21 protein-coding genes and 1 tRNA gene are annotated in these 20,726 nt (G+C 62.7%); 18 read left to right on the top strand and 4 right to left on the bottom strand.

Annotated elements, in window-relative coordinates; all coding sequences use genetic code 11:
* From odhB to BKY26_RS13595, 7 genes are all read left to right on the top strand, one after another.
* Positions 1-926 (top strand): 2-oxoglutarate dehydrogenase complex dihydrolipoyllysine-residue succinyltransferase (odhB, locus tag BKY26_RS13625; RefSeq protein WP_071690932.1); only part of this gene is annotated, 926 nt, incomplete at its 5' end.
* 75 nt (positions 927-1,001) lie between these two features.
* On the top strand, positions 1,002-1,412 hold the full coding sequence (locus tag BKY26_RS13620) for an MAPEG family protein (protein ID WP_071690931.1): 411 nt from the start codon (positions 1,002-1,004) through the stop codon (positions 1,410-1,412).
* Positions 1,413-1,594: 182 nt separating this feature from the next.
* On the top strand, positions 1,595-2,590 hold the full coding sequence (locus BKY26_RS13615; RefSeq protein WP_071690930.1) for a glycosyltransferase family 2 protein: 996 nt from the start codon (positions 1,595-1,597) through the stop codon (positions 2,588-2,590).
* A complete protein-coding gene (locus BKY26_RS13610; protein ID WP_071690929.1) occupies positions 2,587-3,594 on the top strand; it encodes a glycosyltransferase family 2 protein in 1,008 nt (335 codons plus the stop codon). The genes BKY26_RS13615 and BKY26_RS13610 overlap by 4 nt, the downstream gene beginning before the upstream one ends.
* 163 nt (positions 3,595-3,757) lie before the next feature.
* Positions 3,758-5,146 (top strand): dihydrolipoyl dehydrogenase, encoded by a 1,389-nt coding sequence (gene lpdA, locus BKY26_RS13605; RefSeq protein ID WP_071690928.1) that lies wholly within the window; start codon positions 3,758-3,760, stop codon positions 5,144-5,146.
* A 10-nt stretch (positions 5,147-5,156) separates the two neighbouring features.
* Positions 5,157-5,471 (top strand): SH3 domain-containing protein, encoded by a 315-nt coding sequence (locus tag BKY26_RS13600; protein ID WP_131541872.1) that lies wholly within the window; start codon positions 5,157-5,159, stop codon positions 5,469-5,471.
* Between the two features lie 336 nt (positions 5,472-5,807).
* Positions 5,808-6,230 (top strand): hypothetical protein, encoded by a 423-nt coding sequence (locus tag BKY26_RS13595; RefSeq protein WP_131541871.1) that lies wholly within the window; start codon positions 5,808-5,810, stop codon positions 6,228-6,230.
* Between the two features lie 214 nt (positions 6,231-6,444).
* Here the strand turns inward: BKY26_RS13595 and BKY26_RS13590 are convergent, their stop codons facing one another.
* Both BKY26_RS13590 and BKY26_RS13585 read right to left on the bottom strand, forming a co-directional pair.
* On the bottom strand, positions 6,445-7,098 hold the full coding sequence (locus BKY26_RS13590) for a GntR family transcriptional regulator (protein ID WP_071690925.1): 654 nt from the start codon (positions 7,096-7,098) through the stop codon (positions 6,445-6,447).
* 26 nt (positions 7,099-7,124) lie between these two features.
* Positions 7,125-7,823, bottom strand: a complete 699-nt coding sequence (locus BKY26_RS13585; RefSeq protein WP_071690924.1) for a M48 family metallopeptidase — start codon at positions 7,821-7,823, stop codon at positions 7,125-7,127.
* A gap of 112 nt (positions 7,824-7,935) precedes the next feature.
* On the opposite strand from BKY26_RS13585, the gene BKY26_RS13580 reads away from it, so the two are divergent.
* The 7 genes from BKY26_RS13580 (at position 7,936) to BKY26_RS13550 (ending at position 13,455) form a co-directional block, all read left to right on the top strand.
* Positions 7,936-8,274, top strand: a complete 339-nt coding sequence (locus BKY26_RS13580) for a TIGR02300 family protein (RefSeq protein ID WP_071690923.1) — start codon at positions 7,936-7,938, stop codon at positions 8,272-8,274.
* A gap of 255 nt (positions 8,275-8,529) precedes the next feature.
* Positions 8,530-8,605: transfer RNA gene (locus BKY26_RS13575), tRNA-Ala, on the top strand.
* Positions 8,606-8,797: 192 nt separating this feature from the next.
* Positions 8,798-9,364, top strand: coding sequence for a dTDP-4-dehydrorhamnose 3,5-epimerase (gene rfbC, locus BKY26_RS13570; RefSeq protein ID WP_071690938.1), 567 nt, complete (start codon positions 8,798-8,800; stop codon positions 9,362-9,364).
* Between the two features lies 1 nt (position 9,365).
* On the top strand, positions 9,366-10,415 hold the full coding sequence (gene rfbB, locus BKY26_RS13565) for a dTDP-glucose 4,6-dehydratase (RefSeq protein ID WP_071690922.1): 1,050 nt from the start codon (positions 9,366-9,368) through the stop codon (positions 10,413-10,415).
* Positions 10,412-11,266: a dTDP-4-dehydrorhamnose reductase gene (gene rfbD / locus BKY26_RS13560; RefSeq protein WP_071690921.1), complete on the top strand. Its 855-nt coding sequence runs from the start codon at positions 10,412-10,414 to the stop codon at positions 11,264-11,266. The genes rfbB and rfbD overlap by 4 nt, the downstream gene beginning before the upstream one ends.
* Positions 11,263-12,132, top strand: coding sequence for a glucose-1-phosphate thymidylyltransferase RfbA (rfbA, locus tag BKY26_RS13555; RefSeq protein WP_071690920.1), 870 nt, complete (start codon positions 11,263-11,265; stop codon positions 12,130-12,132). Before rfbD ends, rfbA begins: the two co-directional genes overlap by 4 nt.
* Before the next feature lie 75 nt (positions 12,133-12,207).
* Positions 12,208-13,455: a glycosyltransferase family 4 protein gene (locus BKY26_RS13550; protein ID WP_071690919.1), complete on the top strand. Its 1,248-nt coding sequence runs from the start codon at positions 12,208-12,210 to the stop codon at positions 13,453-13,455.
* Positions 13,456-13,461: 6 nt separating this feature from the next.
* Here the strand turns inward: BKY26_RS13550 and BKY26_RS13545 are convergent, their stop codons facing one another.
* Complete coding sequence (locus BKY26_RS13545) at positions 13,462-14,436, bottom strand: polysaccharide biosynthesis/export family protein (protein ID WP_342714976.1); 975 nt, start codon at positions 14,434-14,436, stop codon at positions 13,462-13,464.
* Positions 14,437-14,673: 237 nt separating this feature from the next.
* Between BKY26_RS13545 and BKY26_RS13540 the strand changes: the two genes are divergently transcribed.
* The 4 genes from BKY26_RS13540 to BKY26_RS20800 all read left to right on the top strand — a co-directional run bounded on the left by BKY26_RS13540 (position 14,674) and on the right by BKY26_RS20800 (position 19,497).
* Positions 14,674-15,516: an NAD-dependent epimerase/dehydratase family protein gene (locus BKY26_RS13540; protein WP_071690917.1), complete on the top strand. Its 843-nt coding sequence runs from the start codon at positions 14,674-14,676 to the stop codon at positions 15,514-15,516.
* Positions 15,513-16,127, top strand: coding sequence for a sugar transferase (locus BKY26_RS13535; protein ID WP_071690937.1), 615 nt, complete (start codon positions 15,513-15,515; stop codon positions 16,125-16,127). Before BKY26_RS13540 ends, BKY26_RS13535 begins: the two co-directional genes overlap by 4 nt.
* A 187-nt stretch (positions 16,128-16,314) precedes the next feature.
* A complete protein-coding gene (locus BKY26_RS13530; RefSeq protein ID WP_227435041.1) occupies positions 16,315-18,747 on the top strand; it encodes a glycosyltransferase in 2,433 nt (810 codons plus the stop codon).
* Positions 18,748-18,765: 18 nt separating this feature from the next.
* Positions 18,766-19,497 (top strand): CatB-related O-acetyltransferase, encoded by a 732-nt coding sequence (locus BKY26_RS20800; RefSeq protein WP_071690915.1) that lies wholly within the window; start codon positions 18,766-18,768, stop codon positions 19,495-19,497.
* 117 nt (positions 19,498-19,614) lie between these two features.
* Here the strand turns inward: BKY26_RS20800 and BKY26_RS13520 are convergent, their stop codons facing one another.
* Positions 19,615-20,529 carry an ABC transporter permease gene (locus BKY26_RS13520; RefSeq protein ID WP_227435039.1) on the bottom strand — a complete coding sequence of 305 codons (915 nt, stop codon included), beginning with the start codon at positions 20,527-20,529 and terminating at the stop codon, positions 19,615-19,617.
* Between the last annotated feature and the right edge of the window lie 197 nt (positions 20,530-20,726).

Here is a 20,726-nt window from a genome sequence, read left to right as displayed (position 1 = left end):
CCCCTGCGGCCTCCGCCAGCACCGACGTCAAGAACGCGCCCTCCGCTGAAAAACTGATGGCCGAAAAGGGTCTCTCGCCCGATCAGGTGCAGGGCACCGGACGTGACGGGCGCATCATGAAGGAAGACGTGATGAAAGCCGGCTCCGCCCCCGCAGCGGCCCCCACGCCAGCCCCGGCTCCGGCCCCTGCCGCCGCACCGCGCGCCCCGGTCAGCGCCGATGACGCCGCGCGCGAGGAACGGGTCAAGATGACCCGCCTGCGCCAGACCATCGCCCGCCGCCTGAAGGACGCGCAGAACACCGCCGCGATCCTGACCACCTATAACGAGGTGGACATGACCGAGGTCATGGCGCTGCGCAACCAGTACAAGGACCAGTTCGAGAAGAAGCACGGTGTGCGTTTGGGCTTCATGTCCTTCTTCACCAAGGCCTGCTGCCACGCGCTGAAAGAGGTGCCCGAGGTCAACGCGGAGATCGACGGGCAGGAGATCGTCTATAAGAACTTCGTTCACATGGGCGTCGCCGCGGGCACCCCGCAGGGTCTGGTGGTTCCCGTCATCCGTGACGCCGATCAGATGAGCTTTGCCGATATCGAGAAGGCCATCGCCGAAAAGGGCCGCCGCGCCCGCGACGGCAAGCTCTCCATGGCGGAAATGCAGGGCGGCACCTTCACGATCTCGAACGGCGGCGTCTACGGCTCGCTCATGTCCTCGCCGATCCTGAACCCCCCGCAGTCAGGCATTCTCGGCATGCACAAGATCCAGGACCGGCCAATGGTCATCAATGGCGAGATCAAGATCCGCCCGATGATGTATCTGGCGCTGAGCTACGATCACCGCATCGTCGACGGCAAAGGCGCGGTGACCTTCCTGGTGCGGGTGAAAGAAGCGCTGGAGGATCCGCGGCGGCTGCTGATGGATCTGTGATCCAAGTCAGCCTCTGATGCGTAGCCATTTCGTCCGTCCGGGTCTGCCGGGCGGACGTTTTCGATTGAGGTGCCCATGACCCCCGAACTCACCGTCCTCGCTCTCGCGGCCCTCTGGCAGGTCATCCAGATCGCCCTCATGGCCATCCCCGCGAACCTTGAACTTGGCACCGCGAAAACCCTCTCCCCGCGCGACCCGGACCGCCTGCAAAAACCGCTGATGGATCAGGTCAGCCCCCGCACGGGCCGTCTGCACCGGGCCATGACCAACCATTTCGAGGGGTTGATCCTCTTCACCATCGCCGCTGTCGTGGTGACATTGGGCGAGGCCTCCTCCCCCCTCACCGCTGCATGTGCCTGGATCTACCTTGCCGCACGCATCCTCTATGTGCCCGCCTATGCCTTTGGCTGGGTGCCCTGGCGGTCGCTTCTATGGGCCGTGGGGCTTGGGGCCACCGTTGTCATGCTGGTGGCCGCTTTGATCTAGGAGAACAGGAAGAATTTTCCGGAAAATTCTTCAGGAAAACACCGAAAAATCTTCCAGAAGATTTTTCCTGCCCGCCTCCACCTCGACCGCTTTCATTTGCCCTTTCCCCCCGCGCACGGCATACTCCGCCCAAACGCGCCATCAGAGCGCCGGAACGAGCCGTCACACGAAGGGCCAAGCCGATGAGCAGCCGCTTTGGAACCCGCACCGTCCTGTCCTGCATGAAGAACGAGGGGATCTTCCTGCTCGAATGGGTGGCCTATTACCGCCTGCTCGGGGTCGATCATATTGTGGTCATCAGCAATGATTGCGCCGATGGCACCGACATGATGCTGGACCGCTTGCAGGAGCTGGGGCAGGTCAAGCACATCCGCAACCGGGGGTACGAGGCCGACAGCCCGCAGATCCATGGGCTGCGCATGGCCAAGGAAGACGTCCCCGAAGTGGCCGAAGCCAACTGGCTGCTGCATGTGGACAGCGACGAATTTCTCAATGTCTTTCATGGGGATCACCGGCTCGATGACCTGATCGACGTGGTGCAGGACTTCGACGCCTGCGCCATTGCCTGGCGCCCCTTTGGCGACGGGGGCCACAAGACATGGCCCGGCGGCAACGTGCTGGAAAACTTCACCCGCTGCGACAAGAAACCCTTCTGGTCCACCGCCTTCCACAAGGCCCTGTTTCAGCCGAAGAAATTCCAGACCATGACCGTGCACATGCCCAAGCACCCGCTGCGCCCCGATGCGACCCAGTGCAACGCCATGGGAGAGGCCATAGACACCACCGCGCTCTATACCATGGCCCATGAACGCCACCGGGGCATGGACCGCGAAAAGCTCACCTGGGATGGGGCCTGTGTGAACCACTACACGATCAAGTCCGAGGATCTCTTCCTGCTGAAAAACGATCGCGGCGACGGCGCCGATCGTGGCGGCACCAAACGCTATCTCAACTCCACCTTCCACCGCCGCTACAACACCAACCGGCGCGAGGATACGTCGATCCTGCGTCACCTGCCGGAGCTGCAGGACCGGATCAACGCGCTGCGTGCCGACCCCCTGCTGGCAACGCTGGAACAGGCCTCCAACATCTGGTGGGACAACCGCCGCGCCCGCGTCCTGACGCCGGAACGCATCGCCGAATGGACCCTGCCCGTCGACGAGGAGAAAGCCGCATGACCAGCCGCCACGGGGACAAGGTGGTTCTGTCCTGCATGCGTAACGAGGGCATGTTCCTCTTGGAATGGATCGCCTATTACCGCGTGATCGGCTTCGACAAGGCGGTGATCGTCACCAACAACTGCACCGACGGCACCGACCTGATGCTCGACCGGTTGCAGCAGATGGGCTACGTCCGTCACCTGCGCAATGACTGGCGAGGCGCGGGCCGCCCGCAGATGGAGAGCCTGCGCATCGCCCGCGAAGACGTGGATGACCTCGTGCTGGCTGAATGGTGCCTGCATGTGGACAGCGATGAGTTCCTGAACGTGACCTGCGGCAAGGGTCATGTGGACGACCTGCTCGACCTCATGCCCCCCACGGAAAGCATTGCCATCGCCTGGCGGCTTTTTGGCAATTCCGGGCACCAGACATGGCCCGGCGGGCTGGTGACGGAAAACTTCACCATGGCCAAGGCTGAACCGGCGTGGAACTCCTGCCTGCACAAGGCCATGTTCAAGGCGCGCAAGTTCTCCGCCGTTTCGATCCACATGCCCAAACACCCGACCCAGCCCAAAGTGCGCAACCACAACACGCGCGGGGTGCAGATCACGTCTGACTCGCTCTTCAAGCCGCCCCACGAACGCCACCGCAAGATGGACCGGGCGGAACTGACCTGGGACAATGCCCAGATCAACCATTACGCCATCCGCTCCGACGATACCTTCCTGATGAAGAACGACCGGGGCGCGGCGAATACCAAGGGCCTGGGAAAATACTTCAAGGATTCAATATTTTACCAACGCTGCAACCGTAACGAGGTGGAAGATGCCTCGATCCACCGCCTGCTGCCGAAGGTGAAGGAGGAGTTGGAGGAACTGCGCGAGGACTTGATCCTCTACCACCTCGAACAGGCCGCCCTGCATTGGTTCTACGAACGCCGTGACCGCATCCTGACGCCCGGAAAAATCGCGGAATGGACCGCGCCGCCGATGGATCCGGCCTTGCTGGACGCAGCAGAATAGCCGCCAGACCCATTTGTGATCACAAAACTGCGCCCCTCGAAAAACAGGCATAAAAAATCACCCCAATTTTTGGGGCAATTTTCCATTAGCGGTTGACGCAAGGGGATTCGGACCCGCATACCCCTCTGAAACATGCCCGGAACGACGACCAAGGAGATCCAAAATGGCAAGCTATGACGTCATCATCATCGGCGGCGGCCCCGGCGGCTACGTTTCCGCCATCCGCTGCGCGCAACTGGGTCTCAAGACCGCCTGTGTCGAGGGCCGCGAGGCGCTCGGTGGCACCTGCCTGAACGTCGGCTGCATCCCCTCCAAGGCGCTGCTGCATGCCAGCCACATGCTGCACGAAGCCGAACACAACTTCACCAAGATGGGTCTCAAGGGTAAAAGCCCTTCCGTCGACTGGCCGCAGATGCTGGCCTACAAGGATGACGTGATCGGCCAGAACACCAAGGGCATCGAGTTCCTGTTCAAGAAGAACAAGATCGATTGGATCAAGGGGTGGGCCTCGATCCCCGAGGCCGGCAAGGTCAAGGTCGGCGACGAGGTGCACGAGGCCAAGAATATCGTCATCGCCTCGGGGTCAGAGCCCTCCACCCTGCCCGGCGTCGAGGTCGACGAGAAGATCGTCGTCACCTCCACCGGCGCGCTGGCCCTGCCCAAGACGCCCAAGAAGATGGTTGTCATCGGCGCGGGCGTGATCGGTCTGGAACTGGGCTCGGTCTATGCGCGCCTTGGCGCCGAGGTCACGGTGATCGAATTCCTCGACCAGATCACCCCCGGCATGGACGGCAAGGTCGCCAAGACCTTCCAGCGCATTCTCAAGAAACAGGGGCTCAATTTCGTCATGGGTGCGGCCGTGCAGTCGGTGGAAACGCTCAAGACCAAGGCCAAGGTCAACTACAAGCTGCGCAAGGATGACAGCGACCATCAGGTCGACGCCGACGTGGTGCTGGTCGCCACCGGCCGCCGCCCCTATACCGAGGGTCTGGGCCTCGACAAACTGGGGGTCAAGATGACCGAGCGCGGCCAGATTGCCACCGATGCCCACTGGGCCACCAACATCCCCGGCATCTACGCCATCGGCGACGTGACCCCCGGCCCGATGCTGGCCCACAAGGCCGAAGATGAAGGCATGGCCGTGGCCGAACAGATCGCGGGCAAGCATGGCCATGTAAACTACTCGGTCATCCCCGGCGTGATCTACACCGCACCCGAGGTTGCCGCCGTCGGTCAGACCGAAGAAGAGGTCAAGGCCTCGGGCCGCGCCTACAAGGTGGGTGAATTCTCCTTCATGGGCAATGGCCGCGCCAAGGCCGTGTTCCAGGGCGAAGGCTTCGTCAAGATGATCGTCGACAAGGAAACCGACCGCATCCTCGGCTGCCACATCATCGGCCCGGCGGCGGGCGACCTAATTCACGAGATTTGCGTGGCAATGGAATTCGGCGCCTCGGCGCAGGACGTGGCGCTGACCTGCCACGCGCATCCCACCTATTCCGAAGCGGTGCGCGAAGCGGCACTGGCCTGCGGCGATGGCGCAATCCACGCCTGATAAACCCCGGTTGCGCGCCCTCAAACCCTGGCGCGCAACCTATGACCCCGCGCTCGCCGTCACGGCGGGCCAGCGGATCACCCCGGGCCGGACCGACGATGAGTATCCCGGCTGGCAATGGGTGGTGAATGGCGATGGCCTCGGCGGGTGGGTGCCTGCTGCAATCGTCCAAGACGGCCGGATCGTCTCCCCCTTCGACACGACAGAGCTGACCGTCTCGACAGGCGACATGCTCACCCCTCTCGACCACCGCCTCGGCTGGACACTCTGCCGAAATCGCAAGGGCCAGACCGGCTGGCTGCCCGACAGCTGCCTCTTCCCCTGACGGATCCCCGTTTCATCTTGGCCCAAATACCTCCGCCGGAGGCGTCCCGCACTCTCCAAGCATACGGCCGCCTGCCCCCTAACACCGCCCCCCCGCCACATGCTCGTGGCAACGCGGCCCTTTGAGGCTTCCGGCGCAAGCCGGAGGTTGAAAAGGACCGCTCGCGGGTCGACGCCGGAAGGCGGCGAAATCCGGGCTCACAAGCACAAGGCTGTCACTGGCATGTGCGACCAAAACATCCCGACACGGGCTGCACAGGCAGTGCCCCCCGTCCCGATTGAACTGGCCCGCCCGGCGATCCGACCTATCGGCGACGTCCCTGATCCGGAGATCTCCATGCGCCTGCTCCTTGTTCTGTCCCTGCTCGCCCTCCCCACCCTGGCCGAGGCCCGCGGCCTCCCCCTTGGCCGGATCGAGGATCTGCATTTCGTCAGCGCAACCTCGCTGACCACGGCGCAAGGCGCCCCGCTGGCGCTTTGCCACCGCTCCTTGCGCTATCATCTGCTGCTGCTCGGCATCTGGCGGCAAAGCCTGGGCTACAGTCTGGCCACAGATGACTGCGACAGCCGCCAGCACACGCCGATCGCCGATGCCGAGGCGCAGCGGCTGCGCGATCAATATGTCACCGCGCAGCACATCCCGGTTCCCGCCCGGTTCAGCGCAACCGCCCTTGCGACCGGCTTCGGCTGGTGGCCCATCATCCTGATCCTCGGCCTTGCGCTCTGGCGAAAGAACCGGCAGGCCCGCCCCGCGCCCTGATCCCAAGGCACCTGCCATCCCGGCCCGGTCTGATTTGCACGCCGCCCCCACAACACTCCCGTGGCAACGCGGCCTGTCGAGGCCTCCCGCGCAAGCGGGGGGCTGAGACGGGCCGCTCCCGGGTCGGTGCCGGAGGCGGCGAAACCGCCATTTCGTCTGCACGGGGGGTGTACGAGGGGTGTACAGGGGGTGCACGCCCGGCATCCCCCCGTTTTCAGCCTGCAATCAGGCGCAGCCCTTGCGTCACATCGGCCCGCACCGCCAGTCTCAGCCCCGGCTCGTCCCCCGCCTTCAGCGCCGCGATGATCAGCTTGTGGTGGCGCGGCGGATCGGTGCGCCTCAACCGCCCGTAAAGCGCCCGCATGGTCGGCCCGAGCTGCAGCCAGACGGTCTCTGCCAGCGCCAGCATCGCCGGGGCCTGTGCGCGCAGGTAGAGCGTCCGGTGAAACTCCAGATTGGCGCGGATATAGGCCACCGGATCGCGATGCGCGACGGCCTCGGCAACAGTGCCGTTGATCACCTCCATCCGGTCGATCAGCGCCGGATGGGCCCGCGGCAGGGCGCGGGCAGACAGCTCCGGCTCCAACAGCGCCCGGATGGCCGCAAGCTCCTCGATCCGGTCATTGGACAGCTCCGGCGTCGACACCCGCCCCGAGGAGGACAGCGACAGCGCCCCCTCGCTCACAAGCCGCCGCAAAGCTTCGCGCGCCGGAGTCATCGAGACGTCGAATTCCTTTGCAATCCCGCGCAGGGTCAGCGCCTCGCCGGGCAGCATCTGCCCATGCATGATCCGTGTTCGCACCGTGCGGTAGATGCGGTCATGGGCGGCCGATGTCGGCGCTTCGGAAGGGCGTTGCGTCAAAAGCATGGAGTCACCCGATCACAAGCCCCCGCTCAGGGCAAGCGGTCAAAGCGCCAGGCCAGCAACCCGGCCCCGTTCCGGCGCAGCCAGTCGCGGTGCGGCTGATAGCCGGGGCAGAGCCGTTCGCACACGGCCCAGAAGGCGGGCGAATGGTTCATCTCGACCAGATGCGCCACCTCATGGGCGGCGACATAGTCCAGCACCTCGGGCGGGGCCATGATCAGCCGCCAGCAATACATGAGATCGCCCCGCGAGGAACAACTGCCCCATCGGCTGCGGGTGTCGCGCAGGGTGATCCGGCCATGGCTGCGCCCCAGAACGCTTGCGTGGTGGGCAGACCGTTCCGCCAGCCGGTCCCGCGCCATCTGTTTCAGAAGCGCCGCCATGCGCGGCCCCTCCTGCCCCTCTGGCAGTTCCACCCGCCCCTCGATCAGGCGCGCGGAACGACCGGTGCCGGGCACGATCTGCCGCAATTGCCCTTCGATGGGAATCGCCCCCCCGATCACAGGCCGCGCCGGGGCGGGGCTGGCTGCCAGATGCTTGCGGACCCAGCCTTCACGGGCATCCAGGAAGGCGATCGCCTCGGCCTCCGGCGCATGCGAGGGCATAGAAAGGGTCACCTGCCCGCTGGATCGCGAAACGCGCAGGGTGAATCGCCGTGCCCGGGCCGAGCGCTTCAGAACCACCTCGACCGCCGGATCCCCCCCGAGAATGTGGATTTCGTTCCCCATATGCGCGATGCAACCCGGCTTTGTACGATTGGCCCGATGAAAGGCTTTACAGCCCCCCGACATTGTGGCAGGTGACCGCAATTCCTCGATAGCGATGATTGAAGGGGGTGTCATGCCCAAAGAAGAATGGGGCGTCAAACGTGTCTGCCCAACCACCGGCAAACGCTTCTATGACCTGAACAAGACCCCGATCGTCAGCCCGTATACGGGCGAAACGGTCGTGATCGAAACAGGCAAGGCATCGCGCACGCTGGTGGCCGACAAGGCCGACAAGGCGCAAGCCAAGGATACGGATGACGCAGAAGTGCTGGACGATGACGCCGCAGCACTGCTGGACGATGACAGCGATGACATCGATCTGGACGATGACCTGCTGGATGACGATGAGGATGACGACAGCGTCCCTCTCGACGATCTGGCGGATGTTGCGTCGGACGACGACGACAGCTAAGTCCACAACCCTCCCTGAAAGGGGCAGGGTCGCCGAAAGTATCAACAATCTCTGGCATCCCTCCGGGCACTGGCCCGTGAGGGATGTCTTTGTTCAGGTCATACTGCTCGCGTGACAGCCGCGACCACCGTCACAGCCGTCATTGCCCTGCCGGGAAGCGGATGCGCGATTCCCCGCAACAGGCGCGTTTTTTCACTTGAACTCCCCCACGCTCTTTCATAAACCCCGCCTACCGTCGAAACGCAGACGTGCGATGGGGCCTTAGCTCAGCTGGGAGAGCGCTTGCATGGCATGCAAGAGGTCAGGGGTTCGATCCCCCTAGGCTCCACCAAATCCTCCTCCCCCGAAGTTTCGACATGTGATCTGAAAGCTGCGTCCTGCCGGACCTTCAGCGCATAGGGGCTTTTGTTGCCCCAATCACAACCGACCTTTCCCCGATGCAATGGACATCAGCATTGCAATCAAAGGGGAATTGTCCAAGAACGGGGCAGCACCGAAACAGATCAAGGATCGGGGTTGCGACGTGCAGGTTGACCAAACACCTCTTCCGGGACTTCTGATCCTGACCCCTCGTCGATTTGGCGATTCCCGCGGGTTTTTCAGCGAGAGCTGGAACAAACGGCAAATGGCGGACCGCGGGCTCAACTACGATTTCGTGCAGGACAACCATTCGCTGTCGGCGCAGGTCGGCACCGTGCGTGGCCTGCATTTTCAGGCACCGCCCCACGCGCAGGCGAAACTGGTGCGGTGCGGGCGCGGGCGGCTTTTTGATGTCGCGGTCGATATCCGAAAGGGCTCCCCCACCTTCGGGCACTGGTTCGGCATCGAACTGAGCTTCGAGAACGGCAAGCAGTTGATGATCCCGGCGGGGTTCCTGCACGGGTTCGTGACGCGAGAGCCGGATACCGAGATCATCTACAAATGCACCGATTACTACGCCCCCGAAGCTGATGGCGCGGTGCGCTTCGACGATCCGGATATCGGCATCGACTGGGGTCTGGAGGGTGCAGAAGCGGTTCTGTCGGACAAGGATACCGCTGCGCCCTTGCTGAAGGATCTGGACAATCCCTTTGTCTGGGAGGGCGTTTGACATGAAGCTTCTGGTCACCGGCGGGGCCGGGTTCATCGGGTCTGCCGTTGTGCGGCTGGCGGTGGCGCGGGGCCACGAGGTTGTCAATCTCGACGCGCTGACCTATGCCGCCTGCCTCGACAACGTGGCGCAGGTGGCGGACAGCCCGCGTTATGCCTTCGAGCATGCCGATATCCGCGACCGGGCCGCGCTGGACCGGGTCTTCGCAGATCACAAGCCCGACGCGATCATGCATCTGGCGGCGGAATCCCATGTGGACCGGTCTATCGACGGGCCCGGCGATTTCATCGAGACCAACATCACCGGCACCTTCAACATGCTGGAAGCGGCGCGGAAATACTGGGGCGCACAGGGCAAGCCCGGCGGGTTTCGCTTTCACCATATCTCAACGGACGAGGTGTTCGGGTCGCTGCCCGCCGACCCCTCGGAACAGTTCACCGAGGAGACGCCCTACGACCCGCGCAGCCCCTATTCCGCCTCCAAGGCCGCGTCCGATCATCTGGTCCGCGCCTGGCACGAGACCTATGGACTACCCGTGGTGCTGACCAATTGTTCCAACAATTACGGGCCTTATCATTTCCCCGAGAAACTGATCCCGGTCATCATCCTGAATGCTCTGGCGGGCAAACCGCTGCCGATCTACGGGGATGGGTCGAATATCCGTGACTGGCTGTATGTCGAGGATCATGCCGACGCGCTGCTGCTGGTGGTGGAGAAAGGCGCGCCTGGCCGATCCTACAATATCGGTGGAGAAAACGAACGCAGCAATCTGGATCTGGTGAAAACACTCTGCGCTATTCTGGATGACTTGCGCCCGAAAACAGACGGGTCTTACGCCGACCAGATCACCTTCGTGACCGACCGTCCCGGACACGATGCGCGCTACGCCATTGACCCCACCCGCATCCGCGAGGAACTGGGCTGGCGCCCGTCGGTGACCGTGGAGGAGGGGCTGCGCCGCACCGTCCTGTGGTATCTCGACAATGAACCCTGGTGGCGCGCCTTGCAGGGCCGCGAGGGTGTGGGCGAGCGGCTTGGGGTCCGGGCATGACGGTCCTCGTCTTCGGCAAAACCGGTCAAGTCGCGACCGAGTTGCAGCGTCAGGCAAACCTGCGCGCATTGGACCGCACCAAGGCCGACCTGACCGATCCCGCGGCCTGTGCCGAGGCGATCCTGCGTTGCCGGCCCGATGCCGTCATCAACGCCGCCGCCTATACGGCCGTCGATCGGGCCGAAAGTGACGAGGGCACCGCAACGCTGGTCAACGGGGGCGCCCCCGGGGCGATGGCCGGGGCCTGCGCCGACCTGGGCATTCCCTTTATCCATCTCTCCACCGATTACGTCTTTGACGGCTCTGGCACCGCGCCATGGTCGGTCGACGCCCCCACCGGCCCGCTCGGGGCCTACGGGCGCAGCAAGCTGGCTGGTGAGGCGGCGATACAGGCGGCGGGCGGTACGTCCGTGATCCTGCGCACCTCTTGGGTGGTCTCTGCCCATGGCAGCAACTTCGTCAAGACGATGCTGCGCCTCGGGGCCGAGCGTGACCGCCTAACCATCGTCGCGGATCAGGTGGGCGGCCCCACCCCCGCACAGGACATCGCCGCGGCTTGCCTGTCCATCGCCGCGCAATTGCGCGCGGACCGCTCCAAATCCGGCACCTACCACTTTTCCGGCGCGCCGGACGTGTCCTGGGCCGACTTCGCGCGAGAGATCTTCCTTCAGGCGGGCATAAGCTGCGAGGTTGTCGATATCCCCACCAGCGCGTTCCCCACCCCGGCAAAGCGGCCTTCGAATTCGCGGATGGACTGTTCCGACACGACCGAGCGTTTCGGCATTTCCCGCCCCGACTGGCGCAGCTCCCTTTCCCAGATCATTCAAGAGATTCAGGATCAGACCCAATGACCAATCGCAAAGGCATTATCCTCGCAGGCGGCTCGGGCACCCGGCTCTATCCGATCACCATCGGCGTGTCGAAACAGCTGCTGCCAATCTATGACAAGCCGATGATCTACTATCCGCTCAGCGTTCTGATGCTGGCTGGCATCCGGGACATCGCGATGATCACGACGCCCGTGGATCAGGACCAGTTCAGACGCACCCTGGGTGATGGCAGCCAGTGGGGCATCAACCTGACCTATATCGAGCAACCGTCGCCCGACGGGCTGGCACAGGCCTATATCCTCGCCGAGGAGTTTCTGGACGGCGCGCCCTCCGCCATGGTTCTGGGCGACAACATCTTCTTTGGCCATGGCCTGCCCGAGATCATGGCCGAGGCCGACGCCCGGGCAACGGGCGGCACTGTCTTCGGCTATCACGTGTCCGACCCGGAACGCTATGGCGTGGTGTCCTACAACGACGCGGGCGATGTCACGGGGATCATCGAGAAACCCGAGGTTCCGCCGTCCAAATACGCCGTGACCGGGCTTTACTTCCTCGACGGCACCGCGCCGGAACGGGCCCGGCAGGTCAAACCCTCCGCCCGCAATGAGCTCGAGATCACCACCTTGCTGGAATCCTACCTTGCCGACGGCCTGCTGAATGTAAAACGCATGGGGCGTGGCTATGCATGGCTCGATACCGGCACCCATGGCAGCCTGTTGGATGCGGGCAACTTCGTGCGAACGCTGGAAAAGCGGCAAGGGTTGCAGACCGGCTGCCTTGACGAGATCGCCTACGAGAAGGGCTGGATCACCCGAGACGCCCTGGCCGAGCGCGCCGAGATGTTCAAAAAGAACAGCTACGGCACCTATCTGGCAACGCTGCTTTAACGAAAACCTTGCACCAGAGGGCGGGGACGTTAGCGTAACGGTCCCGCCCTTTCGCATTCACATCACGGCCCGCCTATGAAACTGCTGTTCATCCACCAGAACTTTCCCGGCCAATATCGCCAGTTGGTGGACTGGCTGGCCGCGCAGGGCGGGCATGAGATCGTGTTCCTGACCCAGAGAAAGGGTGTCGCCTCCTCGCCCGGTATTCGCGTCGTTCAATACGCGCCGCATCATGCCCCCGCCAAGGATGCCTACGGCCTGTCGCGTTACTGGGAACAGTGCACCGGGGCGGGATATGGCGCGGCATTGGCCTGCCAGAAGCTGCAGGCCGAGGGTTTCACCCCCGACGTGATCCTTGGCCATGTGGGATGGGGCGAGCTGACCTTTACCAAGATCGTCTGGCCCGATGTGCCGGTGCTTGGCTATTTCGAGTATTACTTTCTGGCCGAGGGCGGATCGGTCGGGTTCGACCCGGAATTTCCATCGAACCCCGCCACGCCCTACATCATGCACGCCCGAAACGCGGTCAACTTCGCCAATCTGCAAACCGTGGACCTGGGTCAGTCGCCGACCCAGTGGCAAAAACGGACCTACCCTGACAGCTTTCAGGACAAGATATACACCTGCCATGACGGTATCCGCACCGATCGGCTGTTGCCCAATCCAAATGCGGCTGTGCGGCTGGACAGGCTCGGGCGGTCGGTCACGCGCGAGGATGAAATCTTCACCTACATGGCCCGCAACATGGAACCCACGCGCGGCTTTCACAGCTTCATGCGCGCCCTGCCCCATATCCTCGACGCGCGCCCTAATGCCCGCGCGCTGATCATAGGTGGAAGCGAGGTGTCCTACGGCAAGGAAAGCCAGCAGGCCGGTGGCTATCGCGCCGAGATGGAGCGCGAGGTGGGCGACCGCGTGGACTGGAGCCGGGTGCATTTCCTGGGCCGCATCCCCTATTCCGACTACCAGACGGTCATGCAGCTGTCGCGCTGCCACATCTACCTGACGGTGCCTTTCGTGCTGTCCTGGTCGCTGTTGGAAACCATGTCGATGGAGGCCACAATCGTCGCGTCAGACGTGCCCCCGGTGCGAGAGGCCATGCAGCACGGGGAGACCGGCCTACTGGTGGATTTCTTCGAGCCTGAGGCGATTGCCCGGCAGGTGGTCGAGGTGCTGGCCGCGCCGGGCGACTATGCCCATCTGGGCCGCGCCGCCCGCGCCCATGTGGTCGAGAATTACGATTTCCTGACCCGCTGCCTGCCCGTGCATATCGACCGGATCAACGGGCTCGCGCCCAAGGCGCGGCCCATTGCCCTGCCGTGAGCCAACTTAGTTGGTGACCGCGTTGACAAGGCCGAAGGCGCTGCCAAAGAGGCTGAACACCGTCTGGACCGAGCTGACGGGGCTTTCCGTCGCCAGCACCAGATCCCCTGACTGAATGCGGAAATTCCGTGCCGAGAAGAGACCATCGGATGTCGTCAGGTCCAGCGTGAAGACCACCCGTTCCTGACGCGGGCCACGCTGGCCGGTGCGCAGGGCCGAAGCCGGATATTCGCGCAGGATCAGGATGCCCTCGGGATCGGCGCGGCTGGAGGACACCCCCCCGATGATCGACATCGCATCAAGCGCAGTCACCACATCCTGCGGGAAGGCGTGCTGATCCTGAATGCCTGCCGCACCGAGCGACAGGAAATAGCGGCGGTCTTCCTCGACAATCACGCGGTCGCCACCGACAAGGCGGGTATCCAGATGCGGTTCGGAATAGAGCCGGGCGATGGAAGTGCCATAAAGCTGGCCATGACGCATCAGGCGAATCTGCGGGTTGCGCAGGGCACCGGACACACCGCCACCCTGAGAGATCAGGCTGAGCACGGAATAGGACTGGTCGGGCATCGGGTAGGTTCCCGGCGCGTTGACGCCCCCCACCAGATCGACCGAGCTATGCATACCAGCCGCCATGGCGAGCTGCACCTGGGCGGAGGGCACGATGGCCTCCAGCTCGGACTGGAGGCGCGCGCGCGCCGCCTGCGGGGTCAGGCCGGAAATACGGGTATCGCCGATATAAGGCATGAAAATCGTGCCATTGGCCCCAACACGCATTTCTTCCAGGTTCACCGCCCGCTGGCCCGGAGCGGCCAGAAGCGAGTTGTCGTTGCTGTCCCAGATCGTGATGGCAACCACGTCGCCGGGATTGATGATCTGCGTGCGGGCCCCGGCACTTGCGGTGATCCAGTTCAGTTCTGGCTCGCCCACCACCGGCCACTCCGCGAGGGTCGGAAGGAAGTCCCTTGTCACCGGGTACATGGCAAAATCGGCATCGGCATCATTTGCACCGGCCGTGATTTCCTGTTCGATTCCAGCGCCACGCGGCAAGGAGCAAGCCGTCAACAGCAGGCACATTGCAAAAACGCCAACTGTTCGAAGAGAAAGATTCATGCCCGGTCCCACTGCAAATTGCTGGTTTGTATTGATACGCAACTTCTGGGCAAAATACGACCTGCATCCCGGGGGTCAACGGTTTCAGGCAGGAAAGGTGATTTTATGCGCGTTTTGGTACTTGGTGCCACAGGTCGGCTTGGCCGGATGCTGCAATGGGGCTGGCGGCAGGAGACGCGATTTGTGCCCGCCTGGCATGGTCGCAGGGCCGGGCAGTCCAATGATATCAATGCATTCGATATCCTGTCGCAACCAAAGGCTCTGCAAGACTCCGTCTCCGAATGCGATGTTGTCCTGTGCCTTGCGGGCGTCACCCCGGCCTCGGGCGCGGATGTGACGCGCAACCGAGAGATCGCGCTGGCCGCCCGGGCCGCATCGGGCGACATCCCCCTGCTCGTCGCCTCCTCTGCCGCGGTCTACGGGCGCGCTGACGGGCTGTGCCGCGAAGGCGACCCGGCCCGTCCAATGGCCCCCTACGGCATCGCCAAGCTGGAAATGGAGCAGGCGTTGGCCCGGGCGGGAGGCCCCGTGACATGCCTCAGAATCGGCAATGTCGCGGGCGCCGATCAGATTCTGGGCCGCCTTCCCACCAAGGACCCGTTCACGCTGGATCGCTTTGCCGATGGCCGCACCCCCTGCCGCAGCTATGTGGGCCCGGCCACGCTGGCGCGGATACTCGCCGATCTTTGCGTGGCGGCGGGTGCGGGGCGCGCTCTGCCGGCCCTGATGAACGTCGCTTGCCCCGGCGGGGTCGAAATGGGGGCGTTGCTGGATGCAGTGCCGCATCGCTGGTCGGCACGAACCGCCCCGGACACCGCCATCCCGAAAGTTGTGCTGGACACAGACACGCTAGGACGGTTTACCGCGCTGGACGAACGGGCCGGGCACGCCGACAGGCTGGTGGCGGAATGGCGCGCGTTCATTGATCAGTGGGAGCAGCGGCGGTGACCTGGCGCAAGCGTATCTTCGACCTTTTCTTTGCAAGCCTGCTGGTCATCATCCTTGGCCCGATCATCCTGTGGCTGATCTGGAAGATATGGCGCGAACAGGGGGGGCCGATCTTCTACGCCGCGGAACGCATGAAGACGCCCGATCAGAGCTTTCGCCTGTGGAAATTCCGCACCATGACCGTGGTCGAGGAGGACAGCGGCGTCTCCGGGGCGCACAAGGCCGCCCGCATCACTCCTACCGGGGCTTGGCTGCGCCGCAAGCGGCTGGACGAATTTCCGCAGCTTTGGAACATCCTGCGCGGCGACCTGAGCTTCGTCGGCCCCCGCCCGCCCCTGCGCGAGTATGTCGAGCGATTCCCGGAGATCTATGGCGAGGTCCTGAAAAGCCGCCCCGGCGTGACCGGGCTGGCCACCATCACCTATCACAAGCATGAGGAGCGCCTGCTCGGGCGCTGCACAACCCCGGAGGAAACAGACGACGTCTATTGTCGCCTGTGCATCCCCATGAAGGCCCGGCTTGACCTGATCTATCAACGCAACCAGAGCACCTGCTACGATTTCGATCTAGTGTTTCAAACCATTGGCAATCTCTTTCGGCGCAAGCCATGACGTTTTCCACGATCTGCCGGGCTCGTGTGGACAGACCTATGACCAGCGGTTAAACACACCGCCACTGGCCCGCCGTCCGGGCATGTAAAAAATGTCGCTCGGACCGCCGGGGTTTTCGCGGCAAGTGCAGGGATTGACTGTGTTCAACCGAATCCGTGGATTGTTCGCCCGATACGCTGACCGGCATTTGGCGATCACAGGCAGGGGGGCGGCTCTGCCCGAGGTCGACGGCGCTCGTTTAGGCTATGTCGAAAGCACGGCAATCCACGGCAACCGCATTCAGTTCAACGGGTGGACGACGGCGGATCAGATCGTTCTGTCCTGGCACGGGGGGCAGCTTGTTCAGCGGCCGCATCTGAACCGTGCCGATGTGGCGACGGCGCTCGGGGTTGACCCAGAGGTTGGTTTCTCGGTCGGAGCACCGCTATCCCTGGGTCCGTTCGAACTGACGCTGCGGCAAGGCAACGCAGAATACCAATGCCACCTCAGGACGCCGTCCGCCGTCAAGCAGGCACTGGCCCGGATGTGGCTAGGCCTGCGGTTTGCCTGGGTGTTGCTACGTGCCAGCCCGTCAATTCTGAAATGGCAGGCCACCAAAGACCCGCTGCACCGGGCGCGGGTCAAGGCGATCCTTGATCTTGACGCCCACCCGGTTGCAGGGCCGATGCACACCAACTTGTTCGATGATGGCCATGCGCCGCCTGCGGGCCTCAGAGAAACCCCCATCACCATCGTGCTGCCGGTGTATAATGCGTTTGACCTGCTGCCGGATGTGCTGGACCGGGTCGAAAGACACACCGATCTGCCATGGCAACTGGCGGTTATCGAAGACAAGTCCCCCGACCCGCGCGTCCGCCCCTTCCTGCGTGATTGGGCCAGTTCCCGCGAGGACCGCGTTCACCTGATCGAGAATGACGCCAATCTCGGATTTATCAAAAGCGTCAACAAAGGCCTGGAATATGCGCTAAAGCGAGGCGCCCATGTCGTTTTGCTGAACTCGGACGCGCTGGTGCCCGAGGCCTGGGCAAGCCGACTGATCGCCCCCCTGGTCGGTCAGGAAAATGTCGCAACCGTTACCCCGATGTCCAACGATGCCGAGATCTTCTCGGTTCCGGCCATTTGCACGAAGACCGACCTGAAACCCGGAGAGGCTGATGCGATCGACACGCTGGCCCGACAGTTTCACCCGCAAGCGGACCTTGAGCAGGCGCCGACAGGGGTCGGGTTCTGCATGGCGATGAACATCGCCTTTTTGCGTCGCCTTCCCACGCTCGATACCGCCTTCGGGCGCGGATACGGCGAAGAGGTGGATTGGTGCCGCAAAGCGCGCGCCCTGGGGGGGCTGCATCTTGGGCTTGCGGGATTGTTCGTCGAGCACAAGGGTGGCGAAAGCTTCGGCTCGGCTGAAAAGCAGGCTCTTGTCCAGAAGAACAACGAACTCGTCGCCAGCCGCTATCCGACCTATGACCGGGAGGTTCAGGAATTCATCCAAGCTGATCCGATGATCACCGCGCGAATCGCCTTGGCCATGGCCTTCGTGGCGGTACGTTCGTCCGATCCGGTTCCCGTCTACCTCGCGCATTCGCTTGGGGGCGGGGCCGAGCACTATCTGCTGAACAGGATTCACAACGAGTTGCAGCAAGGCCAGTCCTCTGTTGTCGTCAGGGTTGGCGGGCCTCAGCGCTTTCAGGTCGAGGTTCGGACCCCCGATGGCGAAAGCACCGGAACAACCGATGACTTCGGCTTTCTGGAGCGGCTTCTCGATGTGCTGCCCCAAAGGCGGATCATTTATTCCTGTGGGGTTGGCGACGCGGATCCGATCGAGCTGCCAGCCCTTCTGCGTCGGCTTGTGCGCCGTGCCGACGACCGGCAAGACAAGCTGGAAGTCCTGGTGCATGACTACTTTCCGATCTCGCCCTCCTACTGCCTGCTCGATTCCGACGGCATCTATCGTGGACCTGTTCTGCCGGAGCGCAGCGACCGGGCACATATGGCGCGGCGCCCGGATCGCACCCGAGCCACTTTGGCAGACTGGCAGAAAGAATGGGGACAGCTGATCGACGCCGCCGATCAGGTCACGGTGTTTTCCGAAAGCAGCCGTAGCCTCGTTCTTGCGACCTATCCCGGCGCAGAGCCGGTGTTGCGCGTCGTTCCGCATAGCTTGGCGCAGCCCGTGCCGCTTATTGAGAAGGGCAACGCAGACGTGGAAGTCATCGGCATCCTCGGAAATATCGGCCTTCAGAAAGGGGCCGCCGTAGCGCAGAATCTTGCCAGGATTGCAGAGGCACGGGGCGACTTCCAGCTCGTGCTGATCGGGAACATCGACCCGGCATTCAGCTTGCCCCGGTCGGTTCCGGTACATGGCAACTACCATGTCACCGAGCTCGATTCCCTTGCCGCGAGATATGGCATAACCCGCTGGCTGATACCGTCGATCTGGCCCGAGACCTTTTCCTACACCACGCATGAATGCATTGCGACGGGGCTACCGGTCTACGCGTTCGACATCGGCGCCCAGGGGGATGCCGTTCGGAATGCCGCGAATGGGCACGTGATCGAGTTTTCTGCCGAAGACAATTTGGCGCAAAGCATCTTGAGACAGGCACTCGACAGGGAGTGAGCAGGGAGTGACGACAAAATGAGCATGATCTCGGTTCCGATCGAAACGCTGCAAAGCAAGGGCATTGAAGTGTTGCCACGTGGCCCCGACGCGAATCTCAATCTGCCGCGTGACAGCAGGATCGAGGCCCCGTCGAGCCTCAAGTGGACCCAGTACGAGCATTCCATTCACCTTGGCGCTTTTTCGTACCAGGTTTCCGGGTATTGTTTTGCAGCCCGCATCGGCCGGTACTGTTCCTTCGGGGAGAACGTGCAGATCGGGCGGCAAAACCACCCGCTTCACTGGGTCTCGACCAGCCCCGCCTTCTATCTGGGCGACCGCCTTTATGGTCTCGGGAATGGGTTTCGGGATGCCGCGGCCTATCACAGCTACAAGTTCAGCTATCAAGGGCCGGCAACCAAGGCAAAGATCACGACGATTGGAAACGATGTCTGGATCGGGCACGGTGCCTATATCGGGGCGGGTGTCACGATCGGCGATGGCGCCATTGTTGCCGCACACGCGGTTGTATCCAAGGATGTGCCCCCTTTCGCGGTCGTTGCCGGCAATCCCGCTACGATCAAGAAATACCGGCTGCCCATGCAGCAAGCGGCACCGATACTGCGGTCACGCTGGTGGCGCTTCGCGCCGTGGCAGCTACAGCATCTCGACCCGTCCAACCCCACGGCTTTCGCGGCTGCCGTCAATCGGATGACGGATGAACCGGAGTTTGCGCCCGAGACGTTCATCGCGGAGGATTACAGGCCCTGACACCTGGCGGTAACGCGCCGTCCTGTGCCAACGAAACATAAAGCCCCGGGAACATTGTGCAGGTCCGTCGATGGGGTTTATCTTGGTTCGATCGTCGGGGCGCAGGCTTCTCGCGCCTCAGGAATGAAGCAGATCCCGATGATAGCGACGCAGGAACAGAAGGCCGAAGGCGCTTGTCACCAGGGCAATCGAAAAAACATAGCCCGGAGAGACATAGTCGCCCCCATAGTTGACGTAGAACGCTGCGCGCATCTCTCCGGTGATATGCATGACCGGATTGTACCAGAGGTAAGACCGATAGGGTTCGGGTATGTCATCATACATGAAGAAGATCCCCGAGATGAGGAACATCGGCCGCATCAGGATGCTCCAGACCTGCTGCCAAACCCGAAAGCGGGATGTCAGGAAGCAATTCAACACCCCTATTCCGAAGCTGAGCGAGCCGACCATCGCATAGGTCAATGCAACCCTGCCCATCACTGGGGTGGTTCTGGTTTCGAACATGAACAGAATGGAGGCGATTAGAATGTAGCTAACCAGAAGTTGTGTAAGGGTATTCAGGATGAACCGTCCGATGATCGCGTCCATGAACGTTATCCTTGGATAGGCAAGGAACGCCTTGGAATAGTTCAGCGCCTGGCCGATCTTGCCTGCAAGATCCGTAAACATCATGAACGGAAGCAGACCGGTGGCATAGAAAAGCGCGAAGTTGGTGCCCAGTGGGGGCGCCCGAAAGCCCGCTGAGAAGAAGGCAACCATCATTCCAATACCCGCGGCCGGTTGAAGCACTGCCCAGATATATCCCCCAGGGGATCGGCCGTAGCTCGTGTTCATCTCCCTTAAAATAAGGGCCCCGATGGTGCGAACCGACGTGAAACGAGGAACCTGTCGAACGGATGTCGACGGTTTGCCGGCGGCCGATTCGATTACGGAAGACATATGAAGCCCGTGGAATGGATGCTGGAAAAAGCTGCTGTCATTGGTTAGCAAGAAGTCATAGTAATCTCCTCCTTGCAAGGTCTTCCTGTTCATGGCCAATCCTCAAATGTCTGAGAACGCAAAAGGCGAAAAGCCGGTAACGCCATTGGCCGCCGCGTCTCCTCAGGCCGCGACAAACCCTGCGGCGAAAAAGGAGGCTCCTGGCGAAAATCAGACTGGCCCCAAGCGTGCAGCAACACCGGTTGCAGCAACCGCAAAATGGAGGTCACGTCATTGGGGACTTGTGTTTT

Origin of the sequence: Nioella sediminis (assembly GCF_001879695.1) — a bacterium.
Taxonomy (GTDB): domain Bacteria; phylum Pseudomonadota; class Alphaproteobacteria; order Rhodobacterales; family Rhodobacteraceae; genus Nioella; species Nioella sediminis.
Note: the sequence above shows the minus strand (reverse complement) of the source record. Positions and strands in the feature narration are given on the sequence as shown.

Coding starts and splice junctions, on each gene's coding strand:
- BKY26_RS13540 (WP_071690917.1), top strand. CDS start 14,674: ATGCGCGTTTTGGTACTTGGTGCCACAGGTCGGCTTGGCCGGATGCTG.
- BKY26_RS13520 (WP_227435039.1), bottom strand. CDS start 20,529: ATGAACAGGAAGACCTTGCAAGGAGGAGATTACTATGACTTCTTGCTA.
- BKY26_RS13545 (WP_342714976.1), bottom strand. CDS start 14,436: ATGTACCCGGTGACAAGGGACTTCCTTCCGACCCTCGCGGAGTGGCCG.
- lpdA (WP_071690928.1), top strand. CDS start 3,758: ATGGCAAGCTATGACGTCATCATCATCGGCGGCGGCCCCGGCGGCTAC.
- BKY26_RS13595 (WP_131541871.1), top strand. CDS start 5,808: ATGCGCCTGCTCCTTGTTCTGTCCCTGCTCGCCCTCCCCACCCTGGCC.
- rfbA (WP_071690920.1), top strand. CDS start 11,263: ATGACCAATCGCAAAGGCATTATCCTCGCAGGCGGCTCGGGCACCCGG.
- BKY26_RS13615 (WP_071690930.1), top strand. CDS start 1,595: ATGAGCAGCCGCTTTGGAACCCGCACCGTCCTGTCCTGCATGAAGAAC.
- BKY26_RS13550 (WP_071690919.1), top strand. CDS start 12,208: ATGAAACTGCTGTTCATCCACCAGAACTTTCCCGGCCAATATCGCCAG.
- BKY26_RS13620 (WP_071690931.1), top strand. CDS start 1,002: ATGACCCCCGAACTCACCGTCCTCGCTCTCGCGGCCCTCTGGCAGGTC.
- rfbD (WP_071690921.1), top strand. CDS start 10,412: ATGACGGTCCTCGTCTTCGGCAAAACCGGTCAAGTCGCGACCGAGTTG.
- BKY26_RS13580 (WP_071690923.1), top strand. CDS start 7,936: ATGCCCAAAGAAGAATGGGGCGTCAAACGTGTCTGCCCAACCACCGGC.
- BKY26_RS20800 (WP_071690915.1), top strand. CDS start 18,766: ATGAGCATGATCTCGGTTCCGATCGAAACGCTGCAAAGCAAGGGCATT.
- BKY26_RS13590 (WP_071690925.1), bottom strand. CDS start 7,098: ATGCTTTTGACGCAACGCCCTTCCGAAGCGCCGACATCGGCCGCCCAT.
- BKY26_RS13610 (WP_071690929.1), top strand. CDS start 2,587: ATGACCAGCCGCCACGGGGACAAGGTGGTTCTGTCCTGCATGCGTAAC.
- rfbB (WP_071690922.1), top strand. CDS start 9,366: ATGAAGCTTCTGGTCACCGGCGGGGCCGGGTTCATCGGGTCTGCCGTT.
- BKY26_RS13585 (WP_071690924.1), bottom strand. CDS start 7,823: ATGGGGAACGAAATCCACATTCTCGGGGGGGATCCGGCGGTCGAGGTG.